Origin of the sequence: Proteiniphilum sp. (genome assembly GCF_034331125.1) — a bacterium.
Taxonomy (GTDB): domain Bacteria; phylum Bacteroidota; class Bacteroidia; order Bacteroidales; family Dysgonomonadaceae; genus Proteiniphilum; species Proteiniphilum saccharofermentans.
Window position 1 is genome coordinate 68,182 of record NZ_JAXQGC010000009.1, and the last position, 12,609, is coordinate 80,790.

General features: G+C 44.9%; 12 protein-coding genes. 4 read left to right on the forward strand and 8 right to left on the reverse strand.

The window, feature by feature from the left end:
* Window positions 1-61: 61 nt before the first annotated feature.
* The 7 genes from U2P89_RS02695 to U2P89_RS02725 all read right to left on the reverse strand — a co-directional run bounded on the left by U2P89_RS02695 (window position 62) and on the right by U2P89_RS02725 (window position 6,663).
* Entirely contained in the window at window positions 62-760 is a 699-nt protein-coding gene (locus U2P89_RS02695) for a hypothetical protein (protein WP_322190553.1), read from the reverse strand.
* Between the two features lie 10 nt (window positions 761-770).
* Window positions 771-1,250, reverse strand: a complete 480-nt coding sequence (gene ispF, locus U2P89_RS02700; protein ID WP_091910140.1) for a 2-C-methyl-D-erythritol 2,4-cyclodiphosphate synthase — start codon at window positions 1,248-1,250, stop codon at window positions 771-773.
* A gap of 4 nt (window positions 1,251-1,254) precedes the next feature.
* Window positions 1,255-2,415: a type IX secretion system outer membrane channel protein PorV gene (porV, locus tag U2P89_RS02705; protein ID WP_322190554.1), complete on the reverse strand. Its 1,161-nt coding sequence runs from the start codon at window positions 2,413-2,415 to the stop codon at window positions 1,255-1,257.
* Window positions 2,416-2,443: 28 nt separating this feature from the next.
* Window positions 2,444-3,058, reverse strand: a complete 615-nt coding sequence (locus tag U2P89_RS02710; RefSeq protein WP_076931850.1) for a fumarylacetoacetate hydrolase family protein — start codon at window positions 3,056-3,058, stop codon at window positions 2,444-2,446.
* Window positions 3,059-3,068: 10 nt separating this feature from the next.
* Complete coding sequence (locus U2P89_RS02715) at window positions 3,069-3,704, reverse strand: redox-sensing transcriptional repressor Rex (RefSeq protein ID WP_076931851.1); 636 nt, start codon at window positions 3,702-3,704, stop codon at window positions 3,069-3,071.
* Between the two features lie 150 nt (window positions 3,705-3,854).
* On the reverse strand, window positions 3,855-4,661 hold the full coding sequence (locus U2P89_RS02720; protein ID WP_091910147.1) for a DUF3108 domain-containing protein: 807 nt from the start codon (window positions 4,659-4,661) through the stop codon (window positions 3,855-3,857).
* A 55-nt stretch (window positions 4,662-4,716) separates the two neighbouring features.
* On the reverse strand, window positions 4,717-6,663 hold the full coding sequence (locus U2P89_RS02725) for an Ig-like domain-containing protein (protein WP_322190555.1): 1,947 nt from the start codon (window positions 6,661-6,663) through the stop codon (window positions 4,717-4,719).
* Between the two features lie 181 nt (window positions 6,664-6,844).
* Here U2P89_RS02725 and U2P89_RS02730 point away from each other — a divergent pair, with 181 nt between their 5' ends.
* The 4 genes from U2P89_RS02730 to gpmA all read left to right on the forward strand — a co-directional run bounded on the left by U2P89_RS02730 (window position 6,845) and on the right by gpmA (window position 11,966).
* Window positions 6,845-8,131 carry a DUF2851 family protein gene (locus U2P89_RS02730; RefSeq protein WP_313379667.1) on the forward strand — a complete coding sequence of 429 codons (1,287 nt, stop codon included), beginning with the start codon at window positions 6,845-6,847 and terminating at the stop codon, window positions 8,129-8,131.
* 137 nt (window positions 8,132-8,268) lie between these two features.
* Window positions 8,269-9,555 (forward strand): serine dehydratase subunit alpha family protein, encoded by a 1,287-nt coding sequence (locus U2P89_RS02735; RefSeq protein WP_076931854.1) that lies wholly within the window; start codon window positions 8,269-8,271, stop codon window positions 9,553-9,555.
* Between the two features lie 44 nt (window positions 9,556-9,599).
* Entirely contained in the window at window positions 9,600-10,982 is a 1,383-nt protein-coding gene (locus tag U2P89_RS02740; RefSeq protein WP_313379665.1) for an MATE family efflux transporter, read from the forward strand.
* A gap of 237 nt (window positions 10,983-11,219) precedes the next feature.
* A complete protein-coding gene (gene gpmA, locus U2P89_RS02745; RefSeq protein WP_091908325.1) occupies window positions 11,220-11,966 on the forward strand; it encodes a 2,3-diphosphoglycerate-dependent phosphoglycerate mutase in 747 nt (248 codons plus the stop codon).
* 135 nt (window positions 11,967-12,101) lie between these two features.
* Here gpmA and U2P89_RS02750 read toward each other — a convergent pair whose 3' ends face one another.
* Window positions 12,102-12,593 (reverse strand): TlpA family protein disulfide reductase, encoded by a 492-nt coding sequence (locus U2P89_RS02750; protein WP_091908327.1) that lies wholly within the window; start codon window positions 12,591-12,593, stop codon window positions 12,102-12,104.
* Window positions 12,594-12,609 lie beyond the last annotated feature (16 nt).

The window sequence follows — 12,609 nt, forward strand, 5'->3', positions numbered from 1 at the left end:
TGTTATTCGCTCCCACCCAGGCACTTAGCCACTTAGGCATCTTTCCCCCTTTCTACCTAAATCACACCAAATAATTTTCCTTATGAAAATCAGGCCTCAGGAAAACAATTCCGGTATCTTTTACATCGAATGTCATCCGTGCTCTCAAATCATGAACGATTTTATGCCAAAATTGTTTACCTCTCCCTTTTTTTATAGGGTGCAACACCCAAAACGTTCCGGAATGGCTCAATTCCGTCAATGTTTCCATATCGGGAATATATCCTCTTTCAAAGTTAATAAAAATCGCATCAAAACGCTCACCCTGACATTCAGACAGTGAGGAGACAAACCCGATCTTCACTCCTCTCTGTCTTTGAAGGTCTGCGGCGACAAAATACTTCTCACGATCTTCCTCCACACAAATACAAGAAATATGCTTCGAAGGTGCCACAAGGAACAAGGTATTGATACCAATACCCGAATTGACCTCCAATATATCCTTAGCCTGAAGATAATGTATCAGCCGGAAAGAAAGATGATTATAAGTGGTAATGGATCCTTCAGGATTGATGTTGTGCTGCGATACTATCCCGTAGATATCAGAAAAGGCATAAAAGCTATAGGGAGAATAAATTACATTGGTAATCAGATCATAGGCGAATGGTGAATGTACTCCGTAGCCCTTTGCTTGTTTTTTACGCAATAGCCAGCGGAAACAGGTATAAAACTTCTTTTCGCAAAAGTCTACAAATCTCGCAAGCCCATTAAAGCCCGGCATATCCCCTCCATTACGATTTGCATATTAACGCTACCGCATAAGCAGTGATACCCTCTTCACGTCCCACGAAACCCATCTTCTCGGATGTCGTCGCCTTGACAGAGATAAACTCTTCACTTACCCCCATCACTTCTGCTAACTTTCGCCGCATCGCAGGAATATGGGGATTGAGCTTTGGCTGCTCCGCACAGACAGTCGCATCAATATTTCCAAGGGCATACCCTTTCTCTCCCAATAAATTCATTGTCTCCCCCAGGAGAAGTTTACTGTCAATATTGTGATACTCCGGAGATGTGTCGGGAAAATGATACCCGATATCACGCAGGTTAGCAGCTCCCAACAGGGCATCACAGATGGCATGAATAAGCACATCGGCATCAGAATGTCCCAGCAGACCTTTTTCATAGTCCAGCTTAACCCCTCCGATCCAGAGTTCCCTCCCTTCCTGAAGGCGATGCATATCGTAACCAAAACCGACGCGTATTTGCATAGCTTTATCGCATTAAATTCCTAATTCCTTCCACATCGAAGCCAAGAGAGACCCGTAACGTCTGATCCAGCGGATTAGATTGGGCTGTCGACACCAAATAAGCGGCATCTATCTGAAAAAAATCACTCCTGAAACCGGCACCAAAAGTAAAATAACGGCGATTACCCTTATACTCGCTCTCGTGATAGTAGCCGGTCCTGACTGAAAACCGGTTGTCATAGCGGTATTCTGCTCCAAGCGACCACATGACCTCCTGCATCTCTTCCTTGAAACCGCCGGGAGCATCACCCAATGATTTGAAAATACCACCAATAGAAGATATATTCTGATATTCTTCGATACGCCGTTGTGCTTCATCATCGCTCTCATTCTCCGAAGCCAACCGGGGAGTAGGTACCAGAAGCTTATTGACATCAAAACTGAGGGAGAGCGTGTTTTTGGGATCCAGGGGATACCCTAAAGAGGCGCCGAGCCGCAAGTTTGCGGGAAGGAACATGGAACTGTTCCCTCCATCGTATGAGATTTTTGTGCCGATATTGGAGATATTAAATCCCAATCCGAGAAGCGCTTCTGAACGTCCCATATAGAAATAGGATTCATTATAACCGGCAATATCGGCCGAAAATGCGTTTCCGGGTGTCGTTTCATCGTCACCGGTGGAATAATCGGCACGGATATACCGCAGGGTGACTGCTCCGGAGAATGTTTCGGTGAGTTTTCTTGAATAACCCACATCGAGTGCGAACTCATGAGGTGAAACGCCCATCACGTAATCGGTGTTATGTTCAAATATATCAACTTCCCCTAAAGAAAAATAACGAAGCGAAGCACTGATGGCATTGAGGTTATCGTTACCGAACTTCCAGTAACCCGATGTATAGAGCAAGTGAATATCACTCACCAGTTTGCTGAGCCAAGGTGTATATGAAAACGCGATGCCTGCTTCACCCGAAATAAACGGATATTTGGCCGCGTTCCAGTGCTGGGAATAGACATCGGGCATAGTAGCCGCTCCTATATCCCCCATTCCTCCACCTCTGGCATCGGGTGCGATCTGTAAGGAAGGCAAAGCGACCGGGATCGGGTTATATTCTTGGGCTACGGCAGAAAAGTATGCCGTCGACCAAAACATGCAGCACAATATAGTAAGAATTATTTTGTTCATATTGTATCGATATGGCGGTTGAGTGATGTCATTTAATCCGGAAATCCAATAACTTCCGGTCGTCAAGATACCCCTGCAGATGGTCGTCGATCGCTACCGGGCCGATGCCTGCCGGTGTACCGGTGAAAATAAGATCCCCTATCTTCAGCGTAAAGAATCGGCTGATATAGGCTATAATTTTATCCACCGAATAGATCATATCCTCCGTATTACCCTGTTGGACGGTTTGATCATTGATCTCAAGCCGGAGATCAATGCTCCGGATATCGGACACCTCATTTTTAGAGATAAATTTTCCGATAGCAGCCGAATTATCGAAACCTTTTGCAATCTCCCACGGCAAACCCAGCTCTTTCTGTTTTCTCTGTAAATCCCTTGCGGTGAAATCTATACCTACGGTAATTTGATCGTAATAACGGCAAGCAAAACGCTCGCCTATATTTTTCCCCAAACGGTTTATCTTTACCACCAATTCCGTTTCGTAATGTATCTCATCCGAAAAATCGGGAAGAAAAAACGGTTTGCCATCTTTCAGCAGAGCGGTATCCGGCTTCATAAAGATGACCGGCTCCGTACTCTGAAACGTACGTTCCATCTCTTTATTGTGGGAAGCGTAGTTTAATCCGACAGCAAAAATTTTCATTCTCTAAGAATTATCCGTTCAACCGGTTAAACATTACGGCGAGGTGGGCGTAAAGCGAGGTGTTTTGAAGTACTGTTCCCTCCGGTACACGTATCCGGAAAGGCGTAAAATTCCAGATAGCTTTCACTCCACCACGAATCATATATTCTGACACCTCCTGGGCAGCTCCGGGCGGCACGGTAAGAACCCCTATCTCCGCCTTCATCTCTTTGTTCCGCTCTATAAATTCATTGGAATGAAACACCGGAATATGGTGTATTGCGTGATTAACAATAGCAGGATTAACGTCATACCCTGCAATAATTTTCAACCCGAATTGTTCGAGGCCCGAGTCCGACAACAGGGCGGCACCCAGGCTTCCCACTCCAAAAACTACTGCCGTATGCGTATTTGTAAATCCAAGGAACGACTCCAGCACATTGATCAGGTCGTCTATATCATAACCTACCCTTGTCTTTCCGCTTATATCGACATAGGAAAGATCTTTGGCAATCTGTGAGGCGGAAACATCTATCTTTTTTGCAATCTGCGTAGAGGAGACAATGGTTTCCCCCTGGCTCTTAAGGAGTTTCACATATGACAAGTACCAGGGAAGCCTCCTGAGAGCCGGTTCGGGTATTTTTGCGGAATATATCAGATCTGACATATCTTTTTTTCAATTTCATTAGATATTTTCTACACTCGGCATAACCAAAGCAAGCTTTGTTTCTGCTCTTACTGAACGAAAATATTGATAATCTTTAGTATTTTACAAAGATAGGTTCTTTTTGGATAAATTACAGATTTTTTTCTTATTTTATGGGTGCCTGGTTCCCGATACATCCCGCAAGACTGCCTTGATTGAACCAATCCTAAGGGTGGTGTCTATAATCACCGGGATACGATTTTCATCATTGGTGAGCGAGGCTTTTAAAGCTTCTTTCTGATTAGAAAAGGCATCATCGAGAATAGTCATTGTGAGATTAATCACTTCGTAATTTTTTCCATTATTCGCTTTTACCGATGAGATACCCTGGTAATTGACATACATATTCACAGGTTTTCTTCCTGCAATGAAACGTATATGGTGCCTGTCGCCCGGCCTCATGTCTGCATAATCGAGATTCCGGATGTAGGGCAATACTGAGAGGTAATCATAGGTACAATATTCGGTGGTGACCACTTCATCGAACTGTTCTTTTCCGTTCATGACGCGAAATGCACGTATTTTCACCTTATCTCCGTCATAGGTATAAGATTGCCTCTCCACGGAATAGTCTTTTCCCTCAAACGCTTCCTTGGTAAATAACAAAGGACGTATATCCTTATCAATAAAAGAGGTGAGTGTATCGTTTACAGTGTATAGGCTACCTGCCAGGCCGGAGGTATTGAATAACATCACCATCTTATAAGCGTTCTCACCACGATAATTTGCTTCGGTCACTGAGAGTGACCCTCTTCCTGCACGTGCATTGAAAAAGCCTAAATTCAAATAGAGATCATACTTTATATCCTCGCCGCTCGCAAAAGCAGTATTGGTCAGTTTACACTGTGCATCTACCCCTATTACATTTAGCAATAAAAACAGTAAAACGGGGATAGATCTAGCTTTTTGATTGATCATAACTTTAAATTTACGGAGTGTATAGTTGCAATAACTAATGCATACCTCCCGGTTGCTATCTCATATTGGAAGGAGCTCCCGCACCTGTGCTTCCTCCGGAAAAGGGAGAATTCTGCTGATTTTGCCGCTGCTGTTGCTCTCTCTCCCGATTCGGATCCCGCCGCTTTTTCTCTTCCGGCTTATTCTTGGTTATCTCCAATGGTTTCTGATTGAATACGGGCGTTGCACGCACATTCCAATCTTCCGAATGGTCTGAAAAAGCCCTTATTACAAATTTACCGGGATAATAAAACACTTCTTCCGGTTGTCGCCCCTCTTCATAATTTCCGGTAGTCCATACACCATCCTCATTTTCATCTATTACAATGCGTGCATAGACCTCACCGGGAGGCAGATCCTGAAATCTTGCCCTACCCGCTTTGACATGACTCCTGCGAAAAGGTTTATCCGACTTATCGAGCAGTTCCACAAAAGCCGTCTTATCTTCAGGAAGCCCGGTGATGGATATCTCCATGTTTCCATACTGGTCCAGTGGCTTTACAGTGAAAGATTGTTCATACTTGTTGTTCCAGAGTCCATAATGACTGGTGATGGCTGCTGAGTCTACCTGTATCTTGTATTTACCACCCGGCTTCCAGCGGGGACGCAAGGTGAACTTGCGTGGGTTCAGCGAGTCGGACTCCAGACGGAAAGGCACAGCCTCGAATAAAGAATCCACCTCCGTCAATAATTGCACGTAAGTAGAGTCGAATGCCATAACAGGTTGTTCAAACTCTATCCGGATAGGGTTGTACAACTCGAATGAAGACTGAACATTAGTATTAATGTTCAAAAATGTGATCTGTTCTTCCTCCCCTTCTTTTTTCTCTGTATTGGCTCTCTCCCGGCTCGTCCGCCTCATATTGAAATTGAGGGTATCTGTTGCAATATAATTATTGTTGGCCGAGTCGGTACGTATATAATTGATCTGCATACTCAATGAATCCTGTTTATAGACCAAGGAGTCGGTAATCCAAAGCATAAGGGTGTCATTTTTAGCACTCCGTTCGGCGATATACCAATCATTGTTCCTTACCTCCGGTTTCAGTAAAAAGAAAGTCGGCATATCGGTCGGCGAGGCGAAAAAAAGGTTGAGTTTATGTGCTTCGGGGCGTTCATGCTTTTGCAGGAACTGGCGTTGGAAATCGGACAGGAAAGAGCGCAACAGCAGGTCATCCGGCACAAAACGGGTATAATGCACGGTACGTATCGTATCTATGGTGAGACTGTCCTGAAAGATAGTATCCTGCCGTACCGCCGATATGGTGGAGGGTATTACAATAGAATCCAAAAAGGCAATACTTTCCTGTGGATTATCATATTTATAATCCCTGTTCAGGTCATTCAGTGCAAATACCCTGTACTTTCCCGGAGCCATCCCCCTTACAACGAAGTTTCCACGCGAATCTGTCCTGGAAATCCGTTCAAACGGTATATGGGTAAAAGCCGTATCATGATGATTGGAATGAACACCTACATATATACCTGTGACCGGTTCCAGATCCGGAGCTGATAATACTTTTCCTCCAATCGATAAGGTATCAAGCCGGTCGCCGGTAGAAAAAGAATAGACAAAATTCTCTAACGGGTTACCTTCGTTATTATCCACAATTGCATCGGTAAAATCGATGGTGTAAGTAGTATTGGGCAACAGTGTGTCTTTGATTTCAACAATAGCATTTCTCCCTGCCGAACGGATTACCGGCATATTCTTCTGTGGAGGAGTAATAATTACTTTCTCACTGGGTTTCTCGATTTTAATATTTTCATCGAACTCAATCACTATCCTCGTCGGGGTAGCATTCAATGAGTTAAAGGCAGGGGTGGCTTTTTTCACCACCGGCGGGTCCACGTCATAAGCCCCTCCGGTAGGTGCGGCCATATTCGCACAGGAATGATACAAGACGGCAATCAGCGTCATGAAAAAAGACCAGGAGAGGAATGTGAAGATTTTACGCACCATTAGTTCATTAAATTAGACACAAATGTACAATGTTTTATGCAGTCTCATACATTTTTTTCATTTTTTACCACATTGTCATTGGAGATGGGACAGTAGGACCGGGGTTCTCCTCAGTCCAGCTATAAAAAAGTTTGGAATTTTAGATAATTGGTTGTAACTTCGAATTTTAAACCTGACTGCTATGCCTTGTAAAGAAGAACTGTTACATTATATATGGAAGTTCAGGCTTTATCCCCCCGATTCGCTCGAGACGATGGATGGGCGAAGGGTAGAGGTGATTGATCCTGGAATACACAATCTGCATGCAGGGCCCGATTTCTTTAATGCCAAGGTGAAAATCGGTGATGAGCTCTGGGCCGGAGATATAGAGATCCATCGCTCTTCCGATGAATGGGAGCGGCATGGGCATCATACCGACAAGACCTACAATTCTGTGATCCTGCACCTGTCGGAGCGTCTGAACAGGATAATAAAAAATGAGAAAGGGCAACAAATACCACAGTGCAAGCTGTCTGTCCCCGATGAGATACGAAAAAATGCTGACTATCTTATTTATAGCCATAGCGCTGTTCCATGCAAGGATCATCTTTCTTCACTTCCGGAGGTGTTGATCCGCTCATTCCTTGGCCGGTTGGCAATTGAGCGGTTGGAGAGAAAAACCAACGATATCTTTACTCATCTGGATCGTTTTCATCAATCGTGGGATGAGGTGTTCTATGTATTGCTTACGCGTAATTTCGGATTTGGACTGAATAGCGATACATTTGAACGACTCGCACTTTCATTACCATTCAAATGTATCCGGCGGCACGGCGACAGCCTGTTTCAGGTGGAGGCGTTGTTGTTCGGACAGGCCGGGTTATTGGAGGAGTCCGGATACCGGGAAGGTAAGAGTGGCTATTTCCTGCAGTTGCAGAATGAATACCGTTTCCTGAGAAGTAAATATTCATTGACACCCCTGGAGGGTTACCTGTTCAAAAGAATGAGAGTCCGCCCACATTCATTCCCTGAAATACGTATCGCACAACTGGCGGCTTTACTGCAGTCGTCAGGCAGGCTGTTCTCTTTGGTCCTTGAGCAAAAGGAGACCGATGACTGGATGTCACTGTTCCGGGCATCCCCTTCCCTATATTGGCATACCCATTATTCTTTCGGAAAACAGTCTCCCGAGTCAGATAGACAATTGGGCAATACATCGAGGCAGATTCTGTTGATTAACACTGTGGCACCTATATTATTCGCTTACGGTAAAAAAATGTCCACAGAGAGCTATTGTGACAGAGCTATTCATCTTTTAGAGTCATTAGGGCCGGAGAGAAACGTGATCATATCCGAATTCTCTGACGCGGGAGTGATTCCTCGAAACTCATTTGAGACGCAAGCCCTTATACAACTGCGAAGGGTCTATTGTGACACACGGAAGTGCCTGTTCTGCAGGATCGGGCATCAGTTGCTCTCCCGAAGTTAATTTGGAATTTTGGTTTTGACCCTGTCCACTCATCCACCTAACCACCTAGCCACTCAGCCTTTCCATCCTCACTCATTGGGAATATGGGGAATTTTGATTAATTTTGCACCCTCATCGTTCATTCCGTGTACTTTCTTATGCTATCAACCGACAAAAGAACCCGCATACACCTGCTTATGCAACAGGAAATAATTCCTTCCATCGGCTGCACCGAACCAGTCGCTGTGGCTCTTTGCACAGCTAAAGCGAGCAGTACCCTCGGAATAAAGGTTGAAAAGGTTGAGGCTTTCCTAAGCGCCAATGTGCTGAAAAATGCATTGGGAGTAGGAATCCCGGGGACAGGAATGACCGGCCTTCCTATCGCCATTGCGTTGGGAGCACTGATTGGCAAACCGGAAGAAGGGCTTGAGCTACTAAAACATGTAACATCAGAGGAAGTAGAGCAGGGCAAGTGCTTCATAAAAGAAGGTAGGATCGAAATCCGCCAGCAAACGGGTATCACCGATAAACTCTATATCAGGATCCGTTGCAGCGGGGGTGGTGAATCGGCTGTTACCGTCATATCGGGTAACCACAACTATTTTTCCTATATAGAAAAAAATGGTGAAGTGTTGCTCGACAGGTCAGCTTCCACAAGCAAAGAAGATCAAACTGAAAACAATCTGCCACTTAATTTCCGCACCGTCTACGAATATGCTGTAGAGTCGCCCCTAGAGGAACTCTCTTTCATACTGGAAGCTGCACAAATGAACAGGAAGGCATCAGTCGAAGCCATGCTCCACAACTACGGGCACAACGTCGCCGGGAGTCTGAAAAACAGGAATGGCCTTCACATTTTCGGTGATAACCTGCACACCCGCATGGTTATCTCCACGGCAGGCGCCTGTGATATGAGAATGGATGGGGGATTGATACCGGTAATGAGCAATTCCGGCAGTGGTAATCAAGGGATAGCTGCTACCATGCCTGTCCTTATCTACGCCGAGAATGAGTCGTGCAGCGACGAACAATTGATCCGCGCGTTGACGCTAAGCAGCCTGCTAATCATCTATATAAAGCAACAATTAGGCAGACTCTCCGCCCTGTGCGGTTGTGTGGTGGCTTCCACCGGATCGAGTTGCGGCATTACTTACCTGATGGGCGGGAATTATGAACAGATCGTGTATGCGGCCAAAAATATGATCGCAAATATCACAGGCATGATCTGCGACGGAGCCAAACCCGGTTGTGCCCTGAAAATCGCCAGCGGGGTATCGACCGCTGCCTTGTCGGCAGTGATAGCTATGGAGAATGAGGTGGTAACCTCACAGGAGGGGATCGTCGATGAAGATATCGACCGCACTATAGAGAATCTGGCACGCATTGGTAACAGTGGTATGCAGGAGACCGATAAGTTGGTGCTGGATATTATGACAAAGAAATAAGACGGAAGAAAAACCGTCAGGGTTATTATATCGAAAGAAAAATTTTGCAGTCAAAAAGAGAACAGGATTTTCAAACTAAGAAAATCAGTAAATTAGTATGGGACTATGCCCTTCCAGGTATTGTGGGGACGATGGTCACGGCAATGTACAACGTGATCGGACGTATCTTTATCGGGCAGGGAGTGGGTGCACTGGCTATTTCAGGCCTCGCCATCACATTCCCCGTGATGAACCTCACCGCCTCCCTCGGAATGTTGGTAGGGGCAGGCGGTGCAGCCCGTATTTCCATCAGCCTGGGAAAGCAGGACAAGCTGACCGCGGAGAAAATACTCGGCAATTCATTACTGATCACGGTCATACTCAACCTTGTCTTTATCACCCTTATCATGATTTACCTCGATCCTATCCTAAGGGCATTCGGAGCGAGCGACCTCACTATCCCCTATGCACGCGACTATCTGCAGATTGTCCTGTTGGGAAATGTATTTGTGAGCCTCTGTTACAACTTCAACGCGATGATGCGTTCCTCGGGTTATCCTAAAAAAGCAATGATTACCATGCTAATCGGTGCTATATTGAATATTATTCTGACGCCTGTCTTCCTCTATGTGTTCAATCTCGGGATAAAGGGGGTGGCCTGGGCTACGGTAATCTCCATGTTCATCGGTATGCTGTTCGTCATGGATCATTTTACCAGGGGAAACAACCTGATCCGTCTCCGCTGGAAGAATATAGGGTTCAACAAAAAGATTGTTGCCTCCATTCTCTCCATAGGGATATCCCCGTTCAGCATGCAGGTTGCCGCTTCCGGTGTGGCGGTGTTGCTGAACACCTCCCTCTTACGTTATGGAGGCGACATGGCTGTCGGTGCATATGGTATCATCAATACTGTCATCATGATTTTCGTGATGATTATCATGGGATTGAACCAGGGCACACAACCTATCATCGGTTACAACTACGGTGCCCGTAATTTTGTAAGGGTAAAGGAAACCCTCTACTATTCCCTGAAAGTGGCTACGATAATCACCACCTTGACATTTATTGTGGGGCAGTTCTTTCCACACCTTTTCGCCTCGGCTTTCACAACCGACCCGGAGTTGCTGTCGATCACCGAGAAAGGAATCAGGATCACTGTGGCCGCTTTCCCTCTTGTGGGTATACAGATTGTGGCATCCAGCTTTTTCCAGAGCCTGGGCTACGCTGCTAAATCGATCATACAGAGCCTGAGCCGCCAGTTAATATTCCTGGTGCCGTTTATTATCATCTTTCCCCGTTTATGGGGATTGAACGGTATCTGGATCGCTATGCCGGTAGCCGACACGCTGGCCGCCATCCTCTCGATCTATCTGCTGATTATCCAGCTCCGGCTGCTGAACAGAATGCAAGAGGAAGATAAACAAAACTTACAGGGGCAACCTTTTTGATAAATTTACATCCTGATTGCCTGCAATTAGGCCAATTTTATGTAGTTTTGCGAAAAAGATTCAAAATTCAAGATTCAAAATTCAAAATTCAAAATTCAAAATTTAAGATTTAAGATTTAAGATTTAATTCCGTCAATTTTGGCTTTGCCGAACGTTGTTTCAATTCAGAATCAAGATTTGGGATGAGAGCCACATTGGTAATTGGTAATTGGTAATTAGTAATTAATATAAATTAGTATGAAGAAAGTAGTCTTAATTCGCCACGGCGAGAGCGTATGGAACAAAGAGAATCGCTTTACCGGATGGACCGATGTGGATCTCTCCGAAAAGGGTATTGCAGAAGCGCATAAAGCAGGTAAACTGTTGAAAGAAGAGGGTTTTCAATTCGAAAAAGCCTATACTTCCTATCTGAAAAGGGCAGTAAAGACTTTGAATGTGGTACTGGATGAGATGGACCTGGACTGGATCCCGGTAGAGAAAACCTGGCGGTTGAATGAAAAGCATTACGGCATGCTCCAAGGGTTGAACAAGGCTGAGACGGCAGAAAAGTATGGCGACGAACAGGTACTTATCTGGCGTCGTAGTTACGACGTGCCTCCTACACCACTGGATAAGGAAGACGAACGCTCACCATTCCAGGATCCGCGCTACAAAGGAGTTGACGAAAAGGACCTTCCGCTCACCGAAGCGTTGAAAGATACTGTAGAACGCATTCTTCCTTACTGGAACAATACTATTGTACCGGAAATGAAAAAATTCGACCAGGTAATCGTAGCTGCTCACGGCAACAGCCTCCGCGGTATCATCAAACACCTGAAAAATATCTCCGACGAAGATATTGTAAGCCTGAACCTGCCAACCGCAGTTCCCTATGTTTTCGAATTCGATGACGACATGAATCTGCAGAAAGATTATTTCTTAGGTGATCCCGAAGAGATCAAAAAACTGATGGATGCTGTGGCTAACCAGGGAAAAGCTAAATAAACAGGCGGAGTTAGACCGGCAAGGTTATCCGAAATAAAAACCGGAAACGGAGAAGGCGGATAAAAGAAGATGACCGGGAAAGAAAAAACGGGTACCGAATATATTTCGATGCCCGTTTTTAATTCATTATCAAACTTAAAGGATTGTTTTCAAATCTTCGGGAGTGATATTCATCGCGATGATTACTCCGTTCTCATCTATTAAGTAGTTACGGAACCTTTCGTTCAGTTTGAAATTTTTATAGATTTCAGAACCGGTTCCACTTATCTCATAGAATTGAGACATATTCTCCAGCCTGTCCAACATCAGTGTTTTTTCCACTACATTTCTATTTTCATCGAAAACCACTGAAACAAATTCAACATCACTATCCCTATTTTGAAGATAATTGTAGAGTTGAACATTGTTCGCTCTGGATTGGGCATGGTAAGTGGCCCAAAAACTGACCACTACTTTTTTGCCTTTATAATCGTGCAGGTTGCGCCAATTACCTTCCAAATCCGTTAAAGCGATATCAGGAATCGTCTCGCCGGGATGATAACCGGAGGAAGGTAAATCAGTTTTTACCGAACCCGATGACAACACGAATGAAATCACCGATACAAGGCAAAAGCTTAAGTACTTCATAAAAATTTAGTTTGGT